This window comes from Pseudomonas sp. 50_B (assembly GCF_017491625.1).
GTDB lineage: Bacteria > Pseudomonadota > Gammaproteobacteria > Pseudomonadales > Pseudomonadaceae > Aquipseudomonas > Aquipseudomonas danubii.
In genome coordinates, this window is the sequence record NZ_JAFGYX010000002.1 from 388,806 (window position 1) to 413,669 (window position 24,864).

A 24,864-nucleotide genomic window follows, 5' to 3' on the forward strand; every position below is an offset into this window, starting at 1 on the left:
CCAAGTTAGACCATCTGGCGCGCGGTGCGCAGCATGACCTAATTTGGTGCATAACGGCAGCTATTACTTGAGGCTGCCGGAGAGGAATTGTTGCAAACGTTCTGATTGCGGGTTCACCAGCACTTCCCGCGGGTTGCCGCTTTCTTCCACCACGCCTTTGTGCAGGAACACCAGCTGGTTGGAGACTTCACGGGCAAAGCCCATCTCATGAGTCACCACCACCATGGTCCGGCCTTCCTGGGCCAGGGCCTGCATGACCTTCAACACGTCACCCACCAGCTCAGGGTCCAGGGCCGAGGTCGGCTCGTCGAACAGCATGACTTCCGGCTCCATGGCCAGAGCCCGGGCGATAGCCACGCGCTGCTGCTCACCACCGGACATGTGCCCCGGGTAAGCATCCTTGCGGTGCGCCACACCCACCTTGGCCAGGTAATGCTCGGCCTTCTCGCGAGCCTCAGCCTTGGACACACCCAGCACATGCACCGGTGCTTCCATGATGTTTTCAATGGCGGTCATGTGCGACCACAGGTTGAAGTGCTGGAACACCATCGACAGGCGCGAACGCATGCGCTGCAACTGCTTGGGATCGGCGGCCTTCAGCGCGCCATCCTTGTTGGCCACCAGCTTCAACTCTTCGTTGTTCAGCAGGATCTTGCCGGCATGGGGCTGCTCCAGCAGGTTGATGCAGCGCAAAAAGGTACTTTTGCCCGAGCCACTGGAGCCGATGATGCTGATCACATCGCCAGCTGCGGCCTTCAGGGACACACCCTTGAGCACTTCGTGACTGCCATAGCGCTTATGCAGGTCTTGGACTTCAAGTTTGTACATGCGGTCGGTTCTCACAAAAACAGTCAGTCGTTGAGCAAGCGCCCGTGACGCAGCGCTTCGCGCCCCGCCACCTTGGCCAGCCAGAAACCGGGTTGGGCATAACGCAGCCGCTCAACGGCGAACAACACGCCGCTGGTGCCAGCACACACCGTACTGACCCGATCGGATAGGGGATCAATCACTTCAAAAATCGGTTCGCCCACTTCCACCCAGCTACCGGCCGGACGCAGAAAGCTCACCACGCCGGGGTGCGGCGCATACAGCAATTCGGTGCCTTCAAACGGCATGGCTTCACAGGCTTCACGCCCGGGCGCCGGCCACTCACCAGCGATCAGCCCCTGCTCGGCGAGAAACGCCAGGATGCCAGCGGCATGCGCCTCAGCCTGAGGCCGCCCGGTGTCGGCCTGACCGCCCAGTTCCAGAGTGGTGGCCAGGCAGGCCAGGGGGATCTGCGCCTCGGGAAACTGTTGCGACAGACGCAACCAGGGCAGCGAGCAGGCCTCATCGAACGAGCTGCCACCGGAATCTTCCGCCAGCAACCCGACCTTCACATCCAGGTGCGCCGCCAGGGAGCGCCACTGCGGCCAATGCTGCGGCAAGGCGTACATATGCAGCGCCGCCTCGGTATCGCAATGCAGGTCCAGCACCACATCCGCCGTGCAGGCATGACTCAGGAGCACCCGCTGCATGCCCTGCAACTGGCTGGCGGCCGGCGGTAATTCGGACAGCACTTCGCTCATGGCCTGACGGATCAAGCGCACATTGGCGTGAGGATCATCCCCCAGGCGCCCTTCCAGGCGCTGGGCCACAGGCCCGCTCAACTCGACGAAGTCGCGGTTGAAGTTCTTGCCGCTGCCGGCCTCGAAACGCCCCTGGTGATTGCCTTGCAGCAACTGCCCCAGCCCCAGCGGATTGGCCACGGGCACCAGCTCGACAACACCGTTGAGGGCACCCTCGGCTTCCAGTTCGGCCAGGCGCTTCTTCAGCTCCCAGGCGGTGCGCATGCCGGGCAACTCGTCGGCATGCAGACTGGCCTGGATATAGGCCTTGCGCTCGCCACTGCCGAAACGGAACACCGAGATGCTGCGTTCGCTGCCCAGGTGGCTCCAGGGCAATGGATGATCGATACGCTGCATATCAGTGCTTCCGCGGTGCCAGGTAGCGCAGCCAGCGGCCTTCGGCCAGCTTGAACAGGCGCACCAGGATGAACGTCAGGCACAGATAGAACACACCCGCAGTGATATAGGCCTCGAACGGCAGGTAGTACTGCGCGTTGACCGTGCGCGCCGCGCCGGTGATGTCGATCAGGGTCACGATGGAGGCCAGACTGGTGGTCTGCAGCATCATGATCACTTCGTTGCTGTACTGCGGCAGAGCCCGGCGCAGGGCCGATGGCAGGAGAATGCGGCGATACATCTTGTAGCGCGACATGCCCATGGCCTTGGCCGCCTCGATCTCACCGTTAGGCGTGGCCTTGAGGCTGCCGGCGATGATTTCTGCGGTGTAGGCGCTGGTGTTGACGGCAAAGGCCAGGCAGGCACAGAAGGTCGCACTGGACAGCCAGGGCCAGAGGAAACTCTCACGCACCGCTTCAAACTGGGCCAGGCCGTAGTAGATCAGGAACAACTGCACCAGCATCGGCGTGCCACGGATTACATAGGTGTAGAGCCAGGCGCTCATGTTCACCAATGGCTGCTTGGACACCCGCATCAAACCCAAGGGCAAGGCCACCAGCAAACCGAAGAACAGCGACAGTGCCAACAGCTTCAGAGTGGTCAGCAAGCCGCTGAAGTACAGCGGCAAGGCGTCATAGATGACGTTGTAGTCGAAGATCATAGATCAGCCGCCCTTACGCCTACCGAGTAGCGCTTCTCAAGGTGACGCAATGCCAGCAACGAAACACTGGTAATTACCAGGTACATGGCCGCCACTGCGAGGAAGAAGGTGAAAGGCTCGCGAGTGGCGTCTGCCGCCTGCTTGGCCTTGAACATCATGTCTTGCAGGCCCACCACCGAAATCAGCGCGGTAGCCTTGGTCAGCACCAGCCAGTTGTTGGTGAAGCCGGGAATCGCCAGGCGAATCATCTGCGGCACCATCACCCGGAAGAACACCTGGAAGCTGCTCATGCCGTAAGCCATGCCCGCTTCGGCCTGCCCCTTGGGAATCGCCATGAAGGCGCCACGGAAGGTTTCCGACAGGTAGGCACCGAAGATGAAACCCAGGGTGCCGATACCGGCGGCCAGCGGATTGAGGTCGATGTAATCGTCGTAGCCCAGCAGCGGCGCCACACGGTTCAGCAGGTCCTGGCCGCCGTAGAAGATCAGCAGGATCAGCACCAGATCGGGAATGCCACGGATCACCGTGGAATACAGATCGCCGAGCCAGGCCAGCCAGCGCACCGGCGAGAGGCGCAACGCGACCCCGATCAGACCCAGAACAATGGCCAGGGCCATGGACGACAAGGCGAGCTGAAGCGTCAGCCAAGCGCCATCGAGGATGACAGCCCCGTAGCCTTTCAACATGATTCAGGTCCTCGAAAATTGGGATGAAAAAATGGCGCAAACTTCAGAGATTCTGCTGCTTGCGCCATCTCGGACTGACTGTTTCGACGGTCTTACTTGCCGTAAATGTCGAAGTCGAAGTACTTGTCCTGGATTTGCTTGTACTTACCATTCTCACGAATGGCAGCGATGGCAGCGTTGATCTTGTCCAGATCGGCCTTGTCACCCTTGCGCACAGCGATCCCTACGCCATCGCCGAAGTATTTGACATCAGTGAAAGCCGGACCGACGAAGGCGAAGCCTTTGCCGGCGTCGGTTTTCAGGAAACCGTCATTCAACAGCGTAGCGTCCGCCACGGTGCCGTCGAGGCGACCGGCCGCCACATCCAGGTAGATTTCGTTCTGCGAGCCGTAAGGCTTGATCTGTGCACCCAGCGGCGCCAGGACTTCACGAGCGAAACGCTCGTGGATCGAGCCACGCTGTACGCCGATATTCTTGCCTTTGAGCTCAGCCAGGCCATCGCTGACCTGGGTACCGGCCTTCATCACCAGACGGGCCGGAGTGTTGTAGTACTTGTTAGTGAAGTCCACGGACTTCTTGCGATCGTCAGTGATCGACATGGACGAGAGGATGGCGTCGATCTTGCGCACTTTCAGCGCCGGGATCAGGCCATCGAACTCTTGCTCGACCCATACGCACTTGACCTTCATCTCTTCGCACAGGGCATTGCCGATGTCGTAGTCGAAACCGACGATGCTGCCATCCGGCGCCTTGGAGGCAAACGGAGGGTAAGCCGCTTCGATACCAATTTTCAGCGGCTTTTCATCGGCGAAAGTCGGCAAGGACAGCACGGACAGTGCCAGGGCGCCAAGAAGCACGAGTTTCTTCATCTTAGAACTCCATCGGTAAAGGGCGAAAACGGCAGAGTGAGCGACAGCCCAATATGCGAATGGGTGAAACCTGAATTGCCGCGCTGCGTCCCGGGAACTCCGCAGAGGACTCACACACAGGCAGCGACGAGCGAGTGACCGGCATTCTAACGACAGGCTGGAAGCCGATATTTCCTCAATGCGACAACAAATTACAGAAGCATTGAGAATGCCGGGGCAGCACATTGACAGCTCTTCAAATCTATGCAAGAGCAAAAGACAGTAAACCGATCTATGTTGCAAATTGCGGGCCTATTATTCGCAAAGCCTTCTATTCCGGCAAGCGCAGCGTGATGACTTATTTTTTGTAAGGGTATAAAAGGCCCCGGAATAGGGCCGGGCGTTTCCCTTTGCCCCGAAAGTGAGCTCGGGGTTACATCTTCGGCAACACCGGTAACATTCGTATGCGCTCGCCGGAAATATCCGATATTTATTCGCCCCTCTTCGCTGACAAGCCACCCCCCTGCAACAACCACGCAGCCCTGCAGCAATCAGCTTGCCGGCGCATCACGTGGCCACAAAAAAGCCCCGCCCGGCACAAGGCCGGGCGGGGCTGGATGACTCGGAACCCGCCTCAGGCGACGTTCATGGTCTTGTGGGTATCAATCAGATGCTGCACCACACTTGGGTCGGCCAAGGTGGAGATATCGCCCAGACCGTCGTACTCCGCCGTGGCAATCTTGCGCAGGATTCGCCGCATGATCTTCCCGGATCGGGTTTTCGGCAGGCCCGGCGCCCATTGGATGACATCCGGCGAGGCGATCGGACCGATCTCCTTGCGCACCCAATTCTTCAGCTCCAGACGCAGGGCTTCGCTCGGTTCTTCGCCGCCATTGAGGGTCACATAGACATAGATGCCCTGGCCCTTGATGTCGTGAGGCACGCCCACCACCGCCGCTTCGGCAACTTTAGGGTGAGCGACCATGGCACTTTCGATCTCGGCGGTCCCCATGCGGTGCCCGGACACGTTGAGTACATCGTCCACGCGGCCGGTAATCCAGTAGTAGCCGTCTTCATCGCGACGCGCGCCGTCACCCGTGAAGTACATGCCACGGAAGGTCTTGAAGTAGGTATCGACGAAACGATCATGATCGCGGTACAGGGTCCGCGCCTGGCCCGGCCAGGAGTCGAGGATCACCAGATTGCCCTCGGCCGCGCCTTCGATGATGTTGCCCAGGTTGTCTACCAGGGCCGGGACCACGCCGAAGAACGGACGTGCTGCGGAACCCGGCTTCAGGGCATGCGCCCCCGGCAGCGGGCTCATCAGGGTGGCGCCGGTTTCGGTCTGCCACCAGGTGTCGACGATCGGGCAACGGGATTGGCCGACGTTCTTGTAGTACCAATCCCAGGCTTCCGGGTTGATCGGCTCGCCCACCGACCCCAGCAGGCGCAGGCTGCTGCCGTCGGCGCCTTCACAGGCAGCGGTGCCCGAAGCCATCATGGCGCGGATCGCGGTCGGAGCGGTGTAGAGGATATTGACCTTGTGCTTGTCGACGATCTTCGCCACCCGGGTCACGTCCGGGTAGTTGGGCACACCTTCGAACAGCACAGTGGTGGCGCCGTTGGCCAAGGGGCCATAGACAATATAGGTGTGGCCGGTGACCCAGCCGACGTCGGCGGTGCACCAGTAGACTTCGCCCGGACGGTAGTCGAACACCCGCTCATGGGTCAGCGACGCATAGAGCAAGTAACCGCCAGTGGTGTGCTGCACGCCCTTGGGCTTGCCGGTGGAGCCAGAGGTGTAAAGGATGAACAGCGCTTCTTCGGCACCCATCTCTTTCGGAGCACAGACGCTGCCGGCCACTTTCATCAGGTCTTCGTACCAGATGTCGCGGTGCTGGTTCCACTTGATGTCGCCACCGGTGCGCTTGCACACGATGACTTTCTGGATGCTGCTGGTTTCCGGGTTGGTCAGGGCGTCGTCGACATTGGCCTTGAGCGGCACCTTCTTGCCGGCCCGGATGCCTTCGTCGGCAGTGATCACCACTTTCGAACGGCAGTCGATAATGCGACCGGCCAGCGCCTCAGGCGAGAAGCCACCGAACACCACCGAATGGATCGCGCCGATACGGGTACAGGCCAGCATGGCCACCACCGCTTCGGGGATCATTGGCATATAGATAGTCACCACGTCGCCGCGGTGCACGTCCTGGCCGCGCAGGGCGTTGGCGAACTTGCAGACTTCTTCATGCAGTTCGCGGTAGGTGATGTTGCGGCTTTCGGAAGGATCGTCGCCTTCCCAGATGATCGCGATCTGATCGCCACGTTCGGCGAGATGGCGATCCAGACAGTTGTAGGAGACGTTCAAGGTGCCATCGGCGAACCACTTGATATCCACGTGGTGGTCGTCGAAGGAGGTCTGCTTCACCGTGGTAAAAGGCTTGATCCAGTCGAGACGCTTGGCCTGTTCGCGCCAGAAACCGTCCGGGTTCACGACCGACTGCTGGTACATGGCCTTGTAGGTCGCCTCGTCAGTCAGCGTATTGGCCAAAACCTCGGGACGAACGGGATACAGAGAAGCCGCACTCATCTTTCTTACCTCGGTGACATAGTTGTTTTTGTATGACCCCGTTGTAGCCGGGGGGCGCCTATAGAACCATTCGACGATGGTAGTAACAACCCCCTGCGAAATACCCCGATATTTGCCGCAACCCTTCAAGAACGCTGCTTACAGCGATATTCACCGCGGATAAAAATGTTCAAACAGACCAGCAGACAGGCCTTTTTCGGGGATTGTTACAAAAACTGTCAAAGGTGTTTATCAAAAGTACGCCTATATGGCCGCCGGCCCCGGGCCTAAAATCCGTCTCGCCAAACAGGCAATCTGATTAACCAAGTTGCAGCCCCCACGAAGGCAGTTAATCAAACTTCTACTCAAGTTCCACACGCAGCCCCACAAAGGCTGCGTGACCCCACACGACCTTAGAAAGGTAAAACGCAAATGAAAGCTTTATTAGTTCTGGCCCTCAGCAGTCTGTGCGTTACCGCGATGGCTGATGAGATCCCGACTGATGTCGCCCAGCAGCAAGTACCGGTTGAGGAATACACTTACTCCACTGACCTGGATATCGCCAAAGTTATCTCCATGAGCGAAGTTCCAGAAGTATGCGAAGTTGTACCAGCGCGCATGGAATATGAAGACTCCCACGGTCAGCGGCATATTCTTCAATACCGCGTAATGGGCAACGGTTGTTCTAACGGTTAATAGCCAAGTTCATTGCATAGACCTTGATGACTGCCGGCCGCAAGAAATCCCTCTTGCGGCAAAGATGCCCGACAACGACCCACCCAAGGGTAGTGAAAGGCTTCACCTTGACGACGTGCGAGTACGGCAATCGCACGCACTTTTCCTGCCGTGATTGATGGCCTGCTCATGGCACTGCCAACGACCTTCTAAGCCTCTTGGCTGACGACTTCGGCGAGGGCAATCCCGCCGACCTTGAAGACCTCTGCCAGGAGATTTTCAGTGACAAAACCGGACGATTCGAGTTGTGTTCAAAACCTGAAAAAGGCTTGCAAAAACACAACATCTAGTAAAATTGGCTATTTTTTGGCCACTTGAAGATATTTTTTTCGAGCCTGAAAAAAAATCTTCAACGGCCAAAGCCTTGTAAACCCGCGCTTTGCTCTCAGTCCCCCTCCTTCTTGGGCCCGCCTGCGCCCATCGGTCGCCCCACGGCCCTGAAAATATCCTTATAATGCGTCCTCAAAACGGGCCCGCAACATTCCCTTACCGGATGAAAACGACCTGCTGAATCCCGCGCCGGAGCCGACACCCTCAGTTCCGCCCGACAGCAGCTTCAAGGCACCCGAGCACGTATTTCTGTTTATTGCCTGCGTTCACTGCTGCAACAAACGATTTCCAATGATTTAACGCGGCCAGTAGCGCCGTGTGAAAAGCCAACCCTTTTGTTTTCACACGGGCATCTGGCCCTCAAGCAGGAGACGACACGTCATGCTGAGCTGGGACGAATTCGACAAAGAAGAAGGCGAAGTTGCAGTCAAAGGCGCTAACGCCGGCCACGCTACCGAAGCCAACATGGACCGCCTCGACAGCGCCGGTGGTGCCGCCGCTCTTGAAGCACGCGCCGTGACTGCCAGCGACTCCGCTGCCGTGGCCCGCGCCAAGGCGTCCCTGGACCAGCTCGATATCGCCGAAGGCCTGGCTGAACTGGAAGGCTCTTCCGCTCGTGTCGCCGTTGACGAAAAGCGCATGATCAACTGCCGCGCCGACCTCAACCAGCTGGTACCGTTCAAGTACGACTGGGCCTGGCAGAAGTACCTTGACGGCTGCGCCAACCACTGGATGCCGCAAGAGGTCAACATGACCGCCGACATCGCCCTGTGGAAAAACCCGGAAGGCCTGACCGACGACGAGCGTCGCATCGTCATGCGCAACCTGGGCTTCTTCTCCACCGCCGACTCCCTGGTTGCCAACAACCTGGTATTGGCCGTGTACCGCCTGATCACCAACCCGGAATGCCGCCAGTACATCCTGCGCCAGGCGTTCGAAGAGGCGATCCACACCCACGCCTATCAGTACTGCATCGAATCGTTGGCCATGGATGAAGGCGAGATCTTCAACATGTACCACGAGATTCCTTCGGTCGCGAAGAAAGCTGCCTGGGGCCTGAAGTACACCCGTTCGATCTCCGATCCGAAGTTCGAAACCGGCACCGTCGACACCGACAAGGAACTGCTGCGCAACCTGATCGCCTACTACTGCGTCCTGGAAGGCATCTTCTTCTACTGCGGCTTCACCCAGATCCTGTCCATGGGCCGACGCAACAAGATGACCGGTGTCGCCGAGCAGTTCCAATACATCCTGCGCGACGAATCCATGCACCTGAATTTCGGCATCGACGTGATCAACCAGATCAAGATCGAAAACCCGCACCTGTGGGATGCCGAGATGAAGGAAGAAGCCACCCAGATGATTCTCCAGGGCACCCAACTGGAAATCGAATACGCTCGCGATACCATGCCGCGCGGCGTACTGGGCATGAACGCGGCGATGATGGAGGACTACCTCAAGTTCATCGCCAACCGTCGCCTGTCGCAGATCGGTTTGAAGGAAGAGTACCCAGGTACCACCAACCCGTTCCCATGGATGAGCGAGATCATGGATTTGAAGAAAGAGAAGAACTTCTTCGAGACCCGCGTGATCGAGTATCAGACTGGCGGTGCATTGAGCTGGGATTGATTCCCGGATCGATAAAACAAACAAGAAGCCCTGACTTGGTCAGGGCTTTTTTATTGGCCGCGCAAATCCGCACCTGCTTCATCTACAAGGCCCGGCTCATTAAAGTACGTGCAGGCTCCAAGACCTGCCGATATAAAGTCCACTCCCCCGCTTAAGGATCAAAGCGCTCATGAAATTCGATACCGCCTACTGCATCAGCCTCGACGAAAAGTTGTCGATCTATGACGTGCGGGATCTGAACTTCGATGAAACCCTGGTCTTCGACTCGGCCAAGGAAAGCTTCCAGTGCCCCAATGACGACTGTCGCACAGCGTTCGATGCCGCCAATCAGCTGGGCACCTTCAATGCCAAGAACGTCAATTACATCCGCACTCCGCATTTCAAGAACCTGCCCAGCACTCTTCATATAGAAGGCTGCCCTTACGGGATCAGCAAAAGCCCCGGCAGCATCGAAGGGGCTGCAGTCGAGGATGATCGCGAGGAACACTTCCCTTCGGAGCTGCTGCTGACCCGCCGCGAATACCTGCGGCGACCGGCCAACCCGACAGCAGCGCCGCAGACACCTGGAAACAATCCGCCAGTGACGCCTGCCAGCTTGCAAATGCCCCACGCCGGGCGCGATACAACCCCAGACAAGACCTGTGTCTTCGCTCACCCGGTGGAATGCTTCGTGTCGAATATCGACGACAAGGAACTGCTCAAGCGCATGCCGTTGAAGATTGGCGAACACACCGCGTCCTACGCCTCGTTCTTCAAGAAGATCGAGTACCTGCTGGATAACAAGGGGCTGATCTACTGGGGCAAGATCAAGGAAATCAAGGACTACACCCAGAGCTTTCGCATCGACTTCGAGCACAAGGTCTGGTTCAAGGAAGAGGGAGAAGCCAAGAAGAAGCCTTATTCAGTCAACGTCTACCTGAGCAAGAAACTGATCGACAACTATCGCAAGCGCAAAGCCTTCCTCGAAGAGATCAAGAGCGCCATCGACAGCCAGCGCGAGTTGTACTGTTTCTTCTACGGTGTCACCCCGACACTCAAGCAGGTGCCGAGCAAGAAAAACCCCGAAGCGACCTTCGGGGTGTTCAGCGCCAACATCGAGAACCTGGACCATTTCGTGATTCGCGAGGCACCGGGCCTGGAAGCAAAATAGCCCCCTACGGTTTCACCGCTTGGGCAACTCCAGGGCCAAGGCCCCCGGATGCTTCCTGACCACCGCCCCTGCCAGCCGTCGGCTGTGCATTGGATCAATCCGTTGAACATGGAAGCTCCCTTGTATGAAAAAGCCGAAAACACGGTCAGCCAAGCCAGAGCCAGCATTCAGCAGCGGGCAATTATGGATCTGCGGACAAGGACAATCGAGCCACCAAGCGTGACGCTCCTAGCCCTTCACACACATGCTGAACAACACCAGCAACAACAGACCGATGTACACCCTTGCATGTACGCGGTCGGGAATTCTGCCAATCCAGGAAGTGGCCAGGCGGATGCCCAGCAACGAGCCGAGGGTCAGTACCGAGAACGCCAGCAGGTCGACATAACCGACAAACCAGGGGCCGAGATCGAACGAGCTGAAACGGGCCAGGGCCATGTAGGTGACCGTTCCCGCCAACGCCACAGGCACGCTCAGAGGATTGGCCATTGCGGTGGCCTGGGTCATGGACAAACCGCAACGGCGCAATAGGGGCACCGTCATGACACTGCCGCCTACGCCGAGAAAGGTGGCGACTACACCTATTCCTACACCGCCAAAGAGCGTTTCGCGGACTCCAAGAAGACGCGCCTCCTGCCCTTGAGACGGTTCAAGAAAACCACGTCGCAGCAGGCAGTCAGCAACGGTGATTCCCAGGTAGGCGATAAAGGCATAGCGAAGCACTTCGCCACTGACCCACATGGCCGCTGCCGCACCCAAGATAGCCCCCAGCCCTATATAGCCCCCCAGCGGCCACAGGTAGTGGCGAACAAGATTGCCCGCCTGATGGTGTCGACGGCTAGCGACCAGGGCATTGACGATCATCACGCAAGTCGAGGTAGCCACCGCGACATGCATCGCCGACTGCCCTGCTGCCGAGTCCGCCCCCTGGCTGCCCAGCAGCATCCAGTACAGCAGCGGCACCACTACAAATCCGCCGCCAAAGCCGAACAGCACGGCGCTGATACCCGTCATGCAACCAAAAAGTGCCAGCAGTAGATAGAACATCGGACCACGCTCGTCTTTGCACAAGAGCTGGACGATAGAGCTTCACCGCTTGGCCGACTTCAGCAAGTCAGCCAATAATATTTGCGTTTACGCCAAACACGGAACGACTCGGCATGCGCAATATCTCCATCGATCAACTGGATCAGACACCGCGTCCGGTACTGGCCATCGGCACCGACTATGCCGACGGCCAACGCCTGCCTCGTCACCGTCATCGGCGGGCACAACTGCTGTATGGCGCTACCGGAGTCATGCAGGTGGGCACCGATCAGGGCAACTGGGTAGTGCCACCGCAACATGCGGTGTGGATTCCACCCGAGGTGGAACATGAGGTGCTGATGCTCGGGGTCAGTACCCGCAGCCTGTATATCGAACCTGCCGCGGCGCCCCTGGATAACAGCGGCTGTCGAGTCGTCAGCGTCTCACCGCTGTTACGCCAACTGCTCCTGGAGGCCGTAGAGATTCCCCTGCAATACGATCAGGGCGGGCGTGACGGATTGCTGGTCGACCTGCTGCTGCATGAACTGCGACGCAGCACGGCGCTACCGCTGCATATCCCTCTGCCGGCTGATGGCCCGCTACTGGAGTTGTGCCAGGCCTTTCTCGGGCAACCCGATATTCACCAATCCCCGGAGCACTGGGCGGATCGGTTGCACGTCAGCCTGCGCACGTTTAATCGCGTCTTCCGCCAGCAAACGGGTATGAGCTTCATTCAATGGCGACAACGAGCCTGCGTGATCCTGGCCCTGGCGCGGTTGGCAGCCGCGGAGTCAGTGACACGCATCGCCCTGGATTTCGGCTATGACAGCCCCGGGGCATTCTCCACCATGTTCCGCCGGGTGCTGGGACAGTCCCCCAGTACCTACCTGAACAGGACGGACCCGATCCCGGGAAAAACCTTGTGACCAAAGGCGCGGGCAGAGAGCAAAAATCAGTTTGATCCGGGAATCAAACAACTGTACAAATAACCAGTACCAAGCCAACTTCCAGCCTAACCTCCCGGAGAAAACCATGGCCTCTCTAGCGATGAAAATCACCCTGGAACGTATCGCCCTTTATCAATTCACTCCGCAGCACTGTGCCCAGGCCCGGGACATGCTGGATTGGGACATGGATCAACTGTCCCGTGAATCCGCGGTCTCGGTGCAAGCTATCCAGCGCTTCGAAGCCGGCTACGAGGTGCGTGACGTGACCCGCCTGGCACTGGCGTTCTGCCTTGAAGCTCAAGGGTTGGTGTTCTTTCCCGGCTTCGCTCCGGGCCGCGGCATGAATATCAAGGGCGCGACTCCCAACCCCATGGAACGCCCTGACTACGCAATGATCGAGTGATCCAGTGCCTTGAGCAGTTGCCCGCACAAATCCGCTACTGAAAGCTGGGTCGAATCCAGGCGAACGAGCGGACAGTCGAGGTTTTTGATCCAGCTTTCATGGCGCCGCAGACTGCGGGTTCCGTGGCCACCCTCATCGTAGCCGGCGGCCCAGGCGAGAAAAGTCTGGGTCGCGACGTAGCGTTCGCCCCCCTCGAAAATCTGCTCGCCGTAGCGCTGGAATTCCCGGGCACGCAAGCGCTGCAAGCGAACCTCAGGGTCCAATTGCACGAAGACCGCCAGAGTGAAACTGGGGATCAGCACATCTCCCCAACCACAAAGGGAGCCGGACAGGACCCAGTCCGGCTCCGTCAACACCTGGGTTTGCAGCATATGGATACGTGCGTCACGGGGACGCCGACAACTAAAAGGCTTGGCGCCGGGTTGCCAGAAAAAATCATCGGAGTCGAAGTGTTTGCAGCACAAGCGCTCGGCCAGGGCCCGACCCAAAGTTGTAGTCCCGGAACCGGATGCGCCGAAGATATGAATTCTGTAAGCCATGACACTGCTCCCTCAGAGCGGACATCCAACAGGTTTCACAGCCTCGGCCTGTCTTTGCCGACCTGACACACATGGATCAAGGCAGGATTACGCAGACTCGACAGCCGCCTGTTCCGAGGCGCCTTCCACCTCCAGCCACCAGGCTCCGCCGCGCTGAGGTTGTGCGAGGTTGAAGGCCTCACCCATCTGCGGCGTAGTGATAGTGATGCTGCGCTCCCAAGCCAGGGCCAGGATACGGTCGAAGGGCTCATGCCAGGCATGCATGGCCAGGTCAAAGGTGCCGTTATGGATCGGCAGCAACCAGCGACCTTGCAGGTCGATGTGAGCTTGCAGGGTTTGCTCCGGCTGCATGTGTACATGGGGCCATTCGACGTTGTAGGCACCGGTTTCCATCAGCGTCAGGTCAAAGGGCCCGTATTGCTGGCCAATGCGCTTGAAGCCGTCGAAGTAGCCGGTATCGCCGCTGAAGAAGATCCGCGTCGCTGCGTCGATCATCACCCAGGACGCCCACAAGGTGTGATTGCCATCGAACAACCCGCGACCGGAAAAGTGCTGCGACGGCGTAGCGATAAAGCGGATGCCCTCGACTTCGCAGCCCTGCCACCAATCCAGCTGCCGGACCTTGGCCGCTGGTACCCCCCATTTGATCAGGGTGTCTCCCACTCCCAGCGGGGTGAGAAAGTGCCGGGTCTTGCCTGCCAGGGCCAGTACTGTCTGGTGGTCCAGGTGATCGTAATGGTCATGGGAGAGGATCACCGCCTCGATCTCGGGCAGCGCCTCCAGACTGATGGGGGGCTGGTGAAAACGCTTCGGACCAGCCCATTGCACCGGGGATGCACGTTCGGCAAACACCGGGTCAGTGATCCAGAACTTGTCGCGCATCTTCAACAGCACCGTGGAGTGCCCAAGACGAAACACACTGTGATTGGGAGCCGCCTGCAGTTGCTCACGGGTCAGCGGCTGGACGGGTATGGCACCGGCCGGACGGGTATTGCGCGGTTTGTGGAACAGCATGTTCCAGAAAATCTGCAGGGTTTTACCGAAACCGGCGCGACGTACCGGAGCATGGTTACGAAAGGCGCCCTGCTCCTGGCGGGAGGTTTCCTGGCGGGGAGCGCGGGTGACGCTGGACGAAACAGTGGCCATGATTGAAATGACTCCATTGGAACGCGGCAGGTTCCGACGTTGTTCTGCGGGACGATCTACTGGCCAAGGCACGCAAGCATCAGCCGCCAATCATCGTTTTCAAGAAAAGCTACACTACACAGTGTAGTTTCTGCATTGCAACAGAATTAAGACGAAGTAGACTGCCGACTGATTTCTACGCCGACCCTGACCGAACCCGACTTATGACAGCTCCGAAGCGCCTCACCGACCTTAAACGCGACGCCATCATCCAGGCAGCGATCAGCGAATTCCGCGCCAGCGGTTTCGAGATCACCAGCATGGACAAGATTGCCGCGACAGCCGGGGTTTCCAAGCGCACGGTGTACAACCACTTCCCCAGCAAGGAAGAGTTATTCGCCGAAATTCTGCATAAGCTCTGGAACAGCACCAGCGCCCAATCGGAAGTCAGCTACCGCAGCGACCAGCCATTGCGCGAGCAGTTGCAAAACGTTCTGCGCGCCAAGCTGCAACTGCTAGCCGACAACAACTTCCTCGACCTGGCCCGAGTCGCCATCGCCGCAACCATTCACTCCCCCGAGCGGGCACAGAACATGGTGGAACGACTCGGCGAACGGGAAGAAGGCCTGACCCTGTGGATCCGCGGGGCCCTGGCGGATGGCCGTCTCAAGCCCCTGGACCCGGAGTTCGCCGCGCAACAGATGCACGGGCTGATCAAGAGCTTTGCCTTCTGGCCGCAGATCACCATGGGCCAGCCGCCCCTGACAGCAGACATGCAGACCCGGGTCATCGAATCGGCACTGGACATGTTCCTGGCCCACTACCAAGCCTGAGCCAGCTTGCGCTCCCGTCGTGCAACGTTCCCGGCCACTGTTAAATGGCTTCGAAGGACACTGATTATTCCCACTGGAATAAATGACAATATTCACCAGACTGATCCGATAAACGGCCAAGCCGCAAAAAACACCACAAAGTGTTTCAGTACAGAATCCGGTGCACGAATTTATGGAAAACCAACGCGGCAAGGGGCTGTCATTTGCCCGGCGCATCTATTGGCCAAGGATCATCGGCCTGAGTATCGGCGGCATCAGTGTCCTGGCTGCAATTTACCCCCTGGCCCCGCCTGACTGGGTATGGGCCCTACTGCTGTTCAATGGCCTGATCTGGCCCCATCTGGCGTATCAGCTCTCGACCCGTTCTGGTTTTCCCTACCGGGCAGAACGCCGCAACCTGTTATATGACTCGCTGCTGGGGGGATTCTGGGCGGCAACCATGCAATTCAATCCCCTGCCGGCAGTCACCATCCTCTCGATGATGTGCATGAACAATGTCGCCGCAGGTGGCTTGCGCCTGTTCATTCGTGGCGGCCTGGCCCAATGTGCAGGGATACTGCTGTCCTGGGCGCTGTTCGGGGCCGCCTTCAGTACCCAGATCAGCCCGCTGCAAATCTATGCCTGCCTGCCCATGCTGACCCTCTACCCCCTCGCAGTGGGCATGGTCTGCTATCGACTGGCGATCAAACTGTCCGAACACAAGCGTGCCCTCAGCGCCCTGAGCCGCACCGACAGCCTCACTGGCCTGCTCAACCACGGCTCGTGGAAAGACCTGTTGCACATCAAGTTCCACAAGTGCCAGCAACAGCAGATGGAAGCCAGCATCGCCCTGATCGACATCGACCACTTCAAAGCGATCAACGACACCTACGGGCATATTGTCGGCGATACGGTGCTGCGCCATTTGAGCAATGAACTGCGGCGCAACCTGCGCCATGACGATCTCGCCGGCCGCTACGGTGGCGACGAGTTCTGCGTGATCCTGCCACGCATGAGCCGGCAACAGGCCCTGGATGTAATGGAGCGCCTGCGCCAGGTGTTCAACCAGTACCAGCATCCAGAGGTACAGGAGCTGAAAGTCAGCCTGAGTATCGGTCTGGCGGCTTTCAACTCAAGTTTCCCCGACCCTGCCAGCTGGCTCGATGCGGCGGACAAGGCCCTGTATCTGGCCAAGAACAACGGGCGCAACCGCACCGCCAGCAATGACAGCGAAGCCCATTTCTCGCACGCGCAAATGGCATAAAAACCGTTAAAACTTATACAAAAAGAAAGTAAAAAATACTTTTGTATAAGTTTATTTGGATTTTTCTTCGTGGTTGACATCATAATGCCGCCACTTTGCAGCAGCGGATAACGCCTTCGGCACCGCTGCCAGCAAAGTCATCCAACCCAACTAAATCGATTCGCAGCCGTTACGTCTCCTCTTGATGCGGCCAGCGACGTTCGCCCGAAATGTCGCCCGCTTCACCGCTGCGAAATTATCTGTCAGTCATGGAACGCTGACATTGAGCAGATAATGCCGATCGCCGGGGAGCTTTCGGCATACCGGCGCACTCCATAGGGATCGACGCGACGTTTCTCCCACAGAGCACCTGCCAACATGCTATTCAACCGTCACAACAAGACCATCGATTCCCTGAACCAGACCATCGTCGAACAATCCCGTCTGCTGGAGGCCATCGACCGCTCCATGGCGGTGATCGAGTTTGACCTGCAGGGCACGGTGCTCCGAGCCAACGACAACTTCCTGAAGACCCTGGGCTATCGGCAAGACCAGGTGATCGGCCAGTCTCACCGACTGTTCTGCCTCCCGGAATACGCTCGCAGCGCCGATTACCAGCAATTGTGGACCCGCCTGAACAACGGCCAGTTCGAGTCCGGCACCTTTGAGCGGGTCGGCGCCACCGGCCAGAGCCTGTGGCTGGAGGCCAGCTACAACCCGATCCGCGATGCCTCCGGTACGGTGTACAAAGTGGTCAAATATGCCCTTGACGTCACCGCCAGGGTGCAAGAGGAAGTCGAGGCCCGGAACAAACTGGAGGCCATCGACCGGGCCATGGCGGTCATCGGGTTCAACCTGGACGGCAGCATCATCGGTGCCAATGCCAACTTCCTCAGCCGCATGGGCTACAGCCTGGCCCAGATCCAGGGCAAGCATCACCGGATGTTCTGCAAACCCGAGCTGGTCAACAGCAGCGCCTACCAGGACTTCTGGAATCGCCTGAACAGGGGGGAGTTCTTCAACGGCCGCTTCGAGCGGATCGACAAGCACGGGCGCACGCTGTGGCTGGAAGCCAACTACAACCCGGTCTATGACGCCAGCGGACGCCTGTGCAAGGTGGTCAAGTACGCCGCCGACGTGACTCTGCAGGTGGAGAAGCACGAGCAGGATGCCCAGAGTGCGAGCCAGGCTTATCACATCTCGGTGCAGACCCGGAAAGTCGCCGAACAAGGAACAGAAGTGATCCAGCAGGCGGCCAGCGAAATGCGCCAGATCGCCCATAACATCGAGGACTCCTCCTCGCTGATTGCCCACCTCGGCGAACGTTCCGAGCAGATCACCGCCATCGTCAATACCATTCGCGCGATTGCCGATCAGACCAACCTGCTAGCCCTCAACGCGGCCATCGAAGCCGCCCGTGCCGGGGAGCAGGGACGAGGTTTTGCCGTGGTGGCCGACGAGGTCCGGCAACTGGCGGCGCGCACCAGCGGCTCGACGGCGGAAATCTCCAGCATGATCGACATGATCCAGAACGAAACGCAGCAAGCGATCAAGAGCATGGACGGCACTCGTGAACGAGCTGCCAAGGGCGTGCAACTGGCGGATCAGGCCGGGACGGTGATCCTGCAGATTCGCGATGGCGCCAGTGACGCGGTACAAGCCGTCAGCATGTTTGCCAACGAGCGCAACGTGCTCTGAGGGTGGTTTTCCCGGCGTCGATAACGACGTCGGGCCCGGCCAGGGTGGCTATAGTGGCCTGACGTTCCAGCGCTTGGCGGAGGCCATCATGAGTTCCAGCGACACCCCGGAAAAAACCACCCCAATCGTCGACCACCTGCGCTTTCACCGCGCCCACGCCCACCTGGCACCAACCTTTGGCAACGACGCCTTTGCCCTGAAGGCCGAAGCCTTTGCCCGGTTCTTTGGTACCCCGACCTTTCTCGGTGCACAGACCCTGATCGTAGTGATCTGGATTGCCCTCAACCTCACTGGCGTGACCCAGTTCGACGTCTACCCCTTCATCCTTCTGAACCTGGCTTTCAGCCTGCAGGCAGCCTACGCCGCACCGCTGATCCTCCTGGCCCAGACCCGCCAGGCCGCGCGGGACAAGGCCCAATCGGACGCCGACGCCCAACACCGCGAAGCCCTGGCCATCGCCAACAGCGAACGCCAGGCCCAGGCCGCGCAGACCGCCCGCCAACTGCTGGAGTTGCTGGAGCAGAACACCCGTCTCACGGAGATGACCAAGCAACTGACCGAACGCATCGAGAACCTCACCAGCGAGATGCACGCACACTTTGTGCGCAAGGATCAGCCCCACCCTTGAGCCTTGCTCATGGCCAGCGCAGATGGCGCGCCAGTTCATCGAACAGGGTCACCACCGAACGCAGGGCCCGGCAATCCGGACGGGTCAGCAGCCACAGCGCCGTGTCATGCCCCAGAGGTTCACTCAACGCCTCCAGACCACCAGCGCCCATGAGAAAATCCGGCAAGGCTGCAACGCCGAGGCCGGCCCTTACCAGTTCGCTCACCGCGAGCATGCTGTTGCAGCGGTAGCTGGGCTGCACGCCAGGCCAGCGCTGACGGCGCCAGACTACGGTGGGATGGTCGGGGAGAAAATCATCCGGGGCGATCCAGGCCACCTTCGACAGGTCGCTGCAATCCACCCGTAGCTTGTACTCCGGGCTTGCGCACAGCCGATACGACACCGCCCCCAGGCAGCGCCCCACCAGATGTTCCGGCGGTGTCGCGGTCAGACGCAGGGCAATGTCCGCATCACGCCGGTTGAGGTTGGCGAAATCATTGGACGTACAGAGTTCGATCACCAGCGCCGGGTAGTTCGGCATGAATTGCGCCAGGGCCGGCAGCAGCAGGCCCTGCAACACCGAATCGGTGCAGGTCAGGCGCACTGTGCCGCTGATCACCTCTCCTCCCTGGGCCACGCCGATCCGCGCGGCCTCCAGGGCCTGCTCCGCCTGTTCGGCCTGCTGTGCCAGAGCCTGGGCCAGGCTGGTGGGCAGATAGCCGGCGCGGCTCTTGTCGAACAGTTGCTGCCCGAGCCCGGCCTCCAGCCGGCGCACGGCACGAAACACCGTGGAAACATCCACCTTGAGCAGAGCCGCGGCGCGAGCCAGGGAGCCGCCACGGACCAGGGCGAGAATCAGTGACAGGTCGGGATAGTCCAGCTGATAGTGCGCGGCTGCATTGATCACTTGGGCAAACGCCAATATTGATTGCGTGATCGCCAATCTATAGTGGCTCCAGGCAGTCGACAAGTCAGAGAGGCCACATGCACACAGCCCGATCTACCGTCACCATCCGCATCGCCCTGGTGGGGGATCACGACCCACAGATCACCGCACACCAGGCCATTCCCCTGGCCCTGGAACGCGCCGCGACCGATAGCGGGGTCAGGGTGGACTACCAGTGGCTGGCCACGCCGGGACTGATCCACGAGCAACAGCTCAAAGGCTTCGACGGAATCTGGTGCGTGCCTGGCAGTCCCTACCGCCACATCGACGGTGCCCTCTTGGCGATACGCGTCGCCCGGGAACAGCAACGGCCCTTCCTCGGCACCTGCGGCGGCTTTCAGCACGCGGTGCTGGAATATGCCCGCAACGTACTGGGCTGGAACGACGCCGAGCACGGCGAGATCAACCCCCATGCCCAGCGCGCGGTGCTCACTCCCTTGAATTGCGCCCTGGTGGAAGCCCGCGACCGAATCCAGCTGCACAGCGGCAGCCGGATCGCCCAGGCCTACGGCACCCAGAGCATCGAGGAAGGTTATCGCTGCCGCTATGGGGTCAATCCGGACTTTGCCGGCCCCTTGCTCAGCGGCGCCTTGCGCCCTGCTGGCCACGACAGTGACGGCGACTTGCGCGCCGTGGAACTGGACGGCCATCCATTCTTCGTCGCCACACTGTTCCAGCCCGAGCGCGCGGCCCTCCAAGGCCGCACACCGCCCCTGGTCACAGCCCTGCTCAACGCCTGCCTGGAGGCACAAGGATGATCGACCAGACGCCCGCCCTACCCTATTACGCAGTGATCTTCAGTTCCCAGCGCCGCCAAACCGATCCCGCCTACGACCGGGCGGCCGAACGCATGGTCGAGCTGGCTCGCCAACAACCGGGATTCCTTGGGGTCGAATCAGCCCGGGGCGAGGATGGCTTCGGTATCACCGTGTCCTACTGGAGCTGCGAGGCGGCGATCCTGGCCTGGAAACAACAGGCCGAACACCGCGCCATCCGCGAGCGTGGTCGCAACGACTGGTACCGCTACTTTCATACCCGGGTGAGCAAGGTGGAGCGGGCCTACAGCTTCGGCATTTGAAGCAAGGCCCTGAACCGCTCCGGATGCGGTTCAGGGCAAGCGCGGATCATCCCTGGGCGGTCGACAGCAGGCTGCGCACCGCCTGGATTTCCGGTAGATCGCTGCGACGCATGTAGACCCGCAGCGGTTCGCTGATGTTGATCCGGTCGTCGATGTTCTGATCCAGCAGCAACTGGATCTGCTCGCGCTTGAGGCTCATGGCCTGATCGGAAACCGGTGCCCAGACAAATTCATTGGCCGGCACTATGGCGTCATCCGCCACATCCATGCCGAAGGAGTCTTCGCTGAAACGCACGATGTAGCGACCGGTCTTGCGATTGAAGCCGACAAAGCCCTTGAGCTGATCGGCAGCCTGACAGATGAGTTCGGAGGTGATGCTCATGGTAAACCTCACTGTAAGTCCCATGGGACGGGTGATCGATGGTCTACACGCGAGGCAAGGAAGGAGCTGTTTTCAGGCTTCCCTCTGATGGGGAAACTGCAGCGCCCAAGAGTACTGCAAAGCACCGGAAAAAACCGCGAAAGATGCGCATGAGAAGGATTTATGTCGCTCTGGAGATAGCACAAGCGTCATTGTGTTGCTAAAAGATAGGTCCTTGCCCCCGCCTCCACGAAAGGATTTCGAGCATGCCAGCGACCTTCCCCCCTTGTGCCCTGATGTTGGCCCTGATGCTCGGTTGCGGCCTGGCCCAGGCCGCTGAACAGCCTGATCCGAATGCACTTGCCGCTCGCCAGGGCATTCCGCACCCGGCAGTAATCGCCCACCGTGGAGCCTCTTTCGATGCCCCCGAGTCCACCGCGGCGTCCTACAGGTTGGCCCGGGACCTGGGGGCCGACTACCTGGAGATGGACCTGCAGCGCAGCAAGGATGGTGTGCTCTTCGCCCTGCACGACAACAACCTGCAACGTACCACCGACGTGGCGCAGAAATTCCCCGAACGCAAGGACAGTCCGGCCAACGCCTTCACCATGGCCGAACTGAAAACCCTCGACGCCGGCAGCTGGTTCAACCAGGCCCATCCGGACCGCGCCCGTCCGGGTTTCGTCGGCCTGAAGATCCTTACCCTGGACGAGATCATCGACATCGCCCAGGGCAATCCACAGCACAAACCCGGGCTCTACATCGAGACCAAGGAGCCCCAGCTGTTTCCCGGGATCGAGCACGATCTCAAGGAAAAACTCCAGGACCGCGGCTGGCTGAGCCCGGCGGGCTCCAAGCTGGCGAAAAGCGAACTGGCCGTGGGCCAGGGCAAAGGCAAGGTCGTGCTGCAGACCTTCGACAAACACAGCCTGGAGCTGCTGCACAAGGCAATGCCCAAGGTGCCGAAAGTCCTGTTGCTGTGGGTGGCTCCCGGCAGCATCGAGCCAGCCTCCGGGCAGACGTTCGCCAGCAGCGGCGAGACCGACAAAGCCGCTTTTTATGCCAAGCAGCAACCCAAGGACCAGGCCGAGTTCAAGCGCTGGGTCGACTTCGCCAAGACCCAGGGAGCCATCGGTACCGGTCCCTCGGCAGCACTGACGGCTGGCGGCGATCAGAGCTATGCGGATCTGGTGCAACCCTGGATGAATCAGTACACCCACGACCAGGGCCTGCTGGTGCACGTCTACACCGTCGATGAACCGGTGGACTTCAAGAAGGTCATGGCGGCCGGGGTCGATGGCATCTTCACCAACCGCAGCGCCGATCTGCTCAAGTATTTCAAGCGGCCGGCCAGCGCCAGCGTGGCCCAACTGCTGGAGGCCAGCGGTTACTGAATGTCCGCCTCACACTGGAGCGGCGAACTCTGGCTGGGTCATGACTTTGGTCTGATCCACGGGGCGATGGGGCGCACCACGCCCCATGCCCACTACGCCCATCAACTGATCATTGCCCCCGAACAGCCGGTCACCGTGGAACTGGACGGAGTCCGACTCAGTGGCCGCTTCCTGCTGATCCAGGCGCTGCGTCGCCACGCCATTATCCAGGCCCCCGACCGGGCCTTCACGGTCTTCGCCGAGCCACTGCGAATCACGGCTCAGGACCTGCAGCTCAGCGTCAGCCGTGTCGAGCCCTCACTGCCCGGCCTGGAAGCGGCGCTGCGCAGTTGTCCGCGCCAGCCCATTGCCGACCGTCGCGTGGCACGGGCGCTGCTGGCTCTGGACGCTGCCCTGGAGGGCAAGGTGGCAGCGACGCAACTGGCAGCCCAGGCCCATCTGTCCCTGAGCCAGCTGGAACGGCTGTTCGCCCGTGATGTCGGCCTGCCCGTCCGGCGCCTGGTGCTGTGGCGACGGCTGCGCCTGGCCATGGCCCTGTTGCTGGAGGGGCAGGCCATGGCCCTGGCGGCCCATGGCGCCGGGTTCGCCGACACCGCGCACTTCTCCCGGACCTTGAAGGCGCTGTTCGGCGTCACCGCCGGCCAGGCCCTGAAATCCCTCAGGCCCCGCCTGCTGGATTGACCGGGCGCCGCAACGCCTCGGGCACCTTGGGCTCGGCGGCATAGTGTTGGGCCTTGAATGGCTCCAGTAACTGCGGCCAGTAATCCACCGGATAGTCCGGACGGCTACCGATGCCCAGGTCGCCCTGGCGCATCGCGTAGTCATGCCGATAGAACGCGGTTCCCAACAGCCAGTCCCATACATTGAAGAACAGACCGAAATTCACATCACCGGCACGGCCGTACTTCATATGGTGAAAGCGATGCACCGGCGCCCAGGCAAACACCAGGCGCAGCAACCCCAGGCGCATATCGACATTGGAATGCTGCAACAGCAATTGAATGGCAATGGCCAGGGCCAGCAACTGTGCCACCGGCAGCGGGATGCCCAGCACCAACAACGGCAGCAACCCCGCCGTCGCTTCCAGCAGTTGGTGCAGGGGATGCTTGAGCAGACCGTTGAAACCGTACATGCGCAGCACACTGTGGTGCACCGCATGCAGGCGCCAGAGCCAGGCCCAGCGATGGCTGGCGTAATGAGCCAGGGTGATCCCGCAATCGGCGATCACGATCGCCAGCAGCAATTGGCCCCAGAGCGGCCAGTCCCGAGGCCACAGACCGTCATGGGCCAGCAGCGCCACCAGTCCCGGCAATGCGAGCAGGCCCAGGGCATTCAGGCCCTCATTGACCAGAGCATGCAGACTGTCCCGCAGGCGGTCACCCTGGGAGCGATTCCATGCCGGCTCATAAGGCAGGACCCACTCCACCAGGAACGACACCAGGAGCGCGGCCGCAAACAACACCAGCAACCCGCTCGCAGACGCCTCTGCCGCGCTCATCCAGCACAATGCACCACCGATGAATCCACCAAAGAACAAGGGGGCATACAACCACGCAAGCCATCGTTTCATTCACTGAGTCTCCTAGAAGGGAGACACCAGCTTGGGCCCCGCCCCAGCCCCCTGGCTTGAACAAACGGCGCAACCACTGACCTGAATTAAGGGTGAGTTAAGTTGCACTGGCTAACCTGTGTCCATCGAAACCCATCACCCCAAGGAATCAACCCATGACCAAGTTCTCCGCTCTGTTCGCCGCTGCCGCCCTGACCCTGACCGCCGGCCTGGCCCAGGCCGATGTCCGTCCGGACCTGATCCCGGGCCTGCTCAAATCCGGCGCCATCATGGACCTGGAAAAACTCAACCAGGCAGCCTTGGCCCAGCACCCGGGCACCACCGCCGCCAGCATCACCGACACCGAGCTGGAGCAGACCGCGACAGGCGCCTACGTCTACCAGGTAGAACTGCGTGACAGCAAAGGCATCGAGTGGGACGTGGACCTGGACGCCAAGACCGGCAAGGTCCTGAGCAACAAGCAAGACAAGTAAGCCCCGCACACAGCACAAGGCCGCGCCCCGT

General features: G+C 60.1%; 26 protein-coding genes. 14 read left to right on the forward strand and 12 right to left on the reverse strand.

Features of this window, described 5'->3' with window-relative positions:
• Nucleotides 1-63: 63 nt before the first annotated feature.
• The 6 genes from J5M73_RS04905 to acs all read right to left on the reverse strand — a co-directional run bounded on the left by J5M73_RS04905 (nucleotide 64) and on the right by acs (nucleotide 6,788).
• Nucleotides 64-828 (reverse strand): ATP-binding cassette domain-containing protein, encoded by a 765-nt coding sequence (locus tag J5M73_RS04905; RefSeq protein ID WP_011062773.1) that lies wholly within the window; start codon nucleotides 826-828, stop codon nucleotides 64-66.
• Between the two features lie 23 nt (nucleotides 829-851).
• The gene (locus tag J5M73_RS04910) at nucleotides 852-1,964 is read right to left on the reverse strand and encodes a succinylglutamate desuccinylase/aspartoacylase family protein (protein WP_102860680.1); all 1,113 of its coding nucleotides are present in this window, start codon (nucleotides 1,962-1,964) and stop codon (nucleotides 852-854) included.
• A gap of 1 nt (nucleotide 1,965) precedes the next feature.
• Nucleotides 1,966-2,664, reverse strand: a complete 699-nt coding sequence (locus tag J5M73_RS04915) for an ABC transporter permease (protein ID WP_102860679.1) — start codon at nucleotides 2,662-2,664, stop codon at nucleotides 1,966-1,968.
• On the reverse strand, nucleotides 2,661-3,350 hold the full coding sequence (locus J5M73_RS04920) for an ABC transporter permease (RefSeq protein ID WP_016968104.1): 690 nt from the start codon (nucleotides 3,348-3,350) through the stop codon (nucleotides 2,661-2,663). Before J5M73_RS04920 ends, J5M73_RS04915 begins: the two co-directional genes overlap by 4 nt.
• Nucleotides 3,351-3,442: 92 nt before the next feature.
• Complete coding sequence (locus tag J5M73_RS04925) at nucleotides 3,443-4,219, reverse strand: ABC transporter substrate-binding protein (RefSeq protein WP_102860678.1); 777 nt, start codon at nucleotides 4,217-4,219, stop codon at nucleotides 3,443-3,445.
• A gap of 613 nt (nucleotides 4,220-4,832) precedes the next feature.
• Nucleotides 4,833-6,788, reverse strand: coding sequence for an acetate--CoA ligase (acs, locus tag J5M73_RS04930; protein ID WP_016968106.1), 1,956 nt, complete (start codon nucleotides 6,786-6,788; stop codon nucleotides 4,833-4,835).
• Between the two features lie 411 nt (nucleotides 6,789-7,199).
• Here acs and J5M73_RS04935 point away from each other — a divergent pair, with 411 nt between their 5' ends.
• The 3 genes from J5M73_RS04935 (at nucleotide 7,200) to J5M73_RS04945 (ending at nucleotide 10,611) form a co-directional block, all read left to right on the forward strand.
• Nucleotides 7,200-7,463, forward strand: a complete 264-nt coding sequence (locus J5M73_RS04935; protein WP_016968107.1) for a DUF2790 domain-containing protein — start codon at nucleotides 7,200-7,202, stop codon at nucleotides 7,461-7,463.
• A 750-nt stretch (nucleotides 7,464-8,213) separates the two neighbouring features.
• Nucleotides 8,214-9,461: a ribonucleotide-diphosphate reductase subunit beta gene (locus J5M73_RS04940; RefSeq protein WP_011062780.1), complete on the forward strand. Its 1,248-nt coding sequence runs from the start codon at nucleotides 8,214-8,216 to the stop codon at nucleotides 9,459-9,461.
• Between the two features lie 169 nt (nucleotides 9,462-9,630).
• Nucleotides 9,631-10,611: a hypothetical protein gene (locus J5M73_RS04945; protein ID WP_102860677.1), complete on the forward strand. Its 981-nt coding sequence runs from the start codon at nucleotides 9,631-9,633 to the stop codon at nucleotides 10,609-10,611.
• Nucleotides 10,612-10,839: 228 nt separating this feature from the next.
• On the opposite strand, the gene J5M73_RS04950 is transcribed toward J5M73_RS04945, so the two are convergent.
• Nucleotides 10,840-11,658, reverse strand: a complete 819-nt coding sequence (locus J5M73_RS04950) for a sulfite exporter TauE/SafE family protein (RefSeq protein WP_102860676.1) — start codon at nucleotides 11,656-11,658, stop codon at nucleotides 10,840-10,842.
• Nucleotides 11,659-11,771: 113 nt separating this feature from the next.
• Between J5M73_RS04950 and J5M73_RS04955 the strand changes: the two genes are divergently transcribed.
• Nucleotides 11,772-12,563, forward strand: a complete 792-nt coding sequence (locus J5M73_RS04955; protein ID WP_102860675.1) for a helix-turn-helix transcriptional regulator — start codon at nucleotides 11,772-11,774, stop codon at nucleotides 12,561-12,563.
• Nucleotides 12,564-12,669: 106 nt separating this feature from the next.
• On the forward strand, nucleotides 12,670-12,987 hold the full coding sequence (locus J5M73_RS04960; protein ID WP_102860674.1) for a transcriptional regulator: 318 nt from the start codon (nucleotides 12,670-12,672) through the stop codon (nucleotides 12,985-12,987).
• On the opposite strand, the gene J5M73_RS04965 is transcribed toward J5M73_RS04960, so the two are convergent.
• Nucleotides 12,969-13,526: an AAA family ATPase gene (locus J5M73_RS04965; protein ID WP_102860673.1), complete on the reverse strand. Its 558-nt coding sequence runs from the start codon at nucleotides 13,524-13,526 to the stop codon at nucleotides 12,969-12,971. The two genes, J5M73_RS04960 and J5M73_RS04965, sit on opposite strands and share 19 nt — an antisense overlap.
• Before the next feature lie 87 nt (nucleotides 13,527-13,613).
• Nucleotides 13,614-14,672: an MBL fold metallo-hydrolase gene (locus J5M73_RS04970; protein ID WP_207166402.1), complete on the reverse strand. Its 1,059-nt coding sequence runs from the start codon at nucleotides 14,670-14,672 to the stop codon at nucleotides 13,614-13,616.
• Nucleotides 14,673-14,875: 203 nt separating this feature from the next.
• On the opposite strand from J5M73_RS04970, the gene J5M73_RS04975 reads away from it, so the two are divergent.
• The 4 genes from J5M73_RS04975 to J5M73_RS04990 all read left to right on the forward strand — a co-directional run bounded on the left by J5M73_RS04975 (nucleotide 14,876) and on the right by J5M73_RS04990 (nucleotide 19,032).
• Nucleotides 14,876-15,484, forward strand: coding sequence for a TetR/AcrR family transcriptional regulator (locus J5M73_RS04975; RefSeq protein ID WP_102860671.1), 609 nt, complete (start codon nucleotides 14,876-14,878; stop codon nucleotides 15,482-15,484).
• A gap of 172 nt (nucleotides 15,485-15,656) precedes the next feature.
• Complete coding sequence (locus J5M73_RS04980; RefSeq protein WP_102860670.1) at nucleotides 15,657-16,727, forward strand: diguanylate cyclase; 1,071 nt, start codon at nucleotides 15,657-15,659, stop codon at nucleotides 16,725-16,727.
• A gap of 357 nt (nucleotides 16,728-17,084) precedes the next feature.
• On the forward strand, nucleotides 17,085-18,404 hold the full coding sequence (locus J5M73_RS04985; RefSeq protein WP_102860669.1) for a PAS domain-containing methyl-accepting chemotaxis protein: 1,320 nt from the start codon (nucleotides 17,085-17,087) through the stop codon (nucleotides 18,402-18,404).
• A gap of 88 nt (nucleotides 18,405-18,492) precedes the next feature.
• Nucleotides 18,493-19,032, forward strand: a complete 540-nt coding sequence (locus J5M73_RS04990; protein WP_102860668.1) for a DUF1003 domain-containing protein — start codon at nucleotides 18,493-18,495, stop codon at nucleotides 19,030-19,032.
• A 7-nt stretch (nucleotides 19,033-19,039) separates the two neighbouring features.
• Here the strand turns inward: J5M73_RS04990 and J5M73_RS04995 are convergent, their stop codons facing one another.
• Nucleotides 19,040-19,954 (reverse strand): LysR family transcriptional regulator, encoded by a 915-nt coding sequence (locus J5M73_RS04995; protein ID WP_180988510.1) that lies wholly within the window; start codon nucleotides 19,952-19,954, stop codon nucleotides 19,040-19,042.
• A 41-nt stretch (nucleotides 19,955-19,995) separates the two neighbouring features.
• On the opposite strand from J5M73_RS04995, the gene J5M73_RS05000 reads away from it, so the two are divergent.
• The gene (locus tag J5M73_RS05000) at nucleotides 19,996-20,715 is read left to right on the forward strand and encodes a CTP synthase (RefSeq protein ID WP_102860667.1); all 720 of its coding nucleotides are present in this window, start codon (nucleotides 19,996-19,998) and stop codon (nucleotides 20,713-20,715) included.
• Complete coding sequence (locus J5M73_RS05005; RefSeq protein WP_102860666.1) at nucleotides 20,712-21,035, forward strand: antibiotic biosynthesis monooxygenase; 324 nt, start codon at nucleotides 20,712-20,714, stop codon at nucleotides 21,033-21,035. The genes J5M73_RS05000 and J5M73_RS05005 overlap by 4 nt, the downstream gene beginning before the upstream one ends.
• A gap of 46 nt (nucleotides 21,036-21,081) precedes the next feature.
• Here the strand turns inward: J5M73_RS05005 and J5M73_RS05010 are convergent, their stop codons facing one another.
• Entirely contained in the window at nucleotides 21,082-21,417 is a 336-nt protein-coding gene (locus J5M73_RS05010) for a DUF2025 family protein (RefSeq protein ID WP_102860665.1), read from the reverse strand.
• Nucleotides 21,418-21,662: 245 nt separating this feature from the next.
• On the opposite strand from J5M73_RS05010, the gene J5M73_RS05015 reads away from it, so the two are divergent.
• Complete coding sequence (locus J5M73_RS05015; protein ID WP_102860664.1) at nucleotides 21,663-22,790, forward strand: glycerophosphodiester phosphodiesterase; 1,128 nt, start codon at nucleotides 21,663-21,665, stop codon at nucleotides 22,788-22,790.
• Nucleotides 22,791-23,471: a helix-turn-helix domain-containing protein gene (locus J5M73_RS05020; RefSeq protein ID WP_102860663.1), complete on the forward strand. Its 681-nt coding sequence runs from the start codon at nucleotides 22,791-22,793 to the stop codon at nucleotides 23,469-23,471.
• Here the strand turns inward: J5M73_RS05020 and J5M73_RS05025 are convergent.
• Entirely contained in the window at nucleotides 23,449-24,360 is a 912-nt protein-coding gene (locus tag J5M73_RS05025) for a sterol desaturase family protein (protein WP_102860662.1), read from the reverse strand. The two genes, J5M73_RS05020 and J5M73_RS05025, sit on opposite strands and share 23 nt — an antisense overlap.
• Before the next feature lie 155 nt (nucleotides 24,361-24,515).
• On the opposite strand from J5M73_RS05025, the gene J5M73_RS05030 reads away from it, so the two are divergent.
• Nucleotides 24,516-24,833, forward strand: a complete 318-nt coding sequence (locus tag J5M73_RS05030; protein ID WP_011062798.1) for a PepSY domain-containing protein — start codon at nucleotides 24,516-24,518, stop codon at nucleotides 24,831-24,833.
• Nucleotides 24,834-24,864 lie beyond the last annotated feature (31 nt).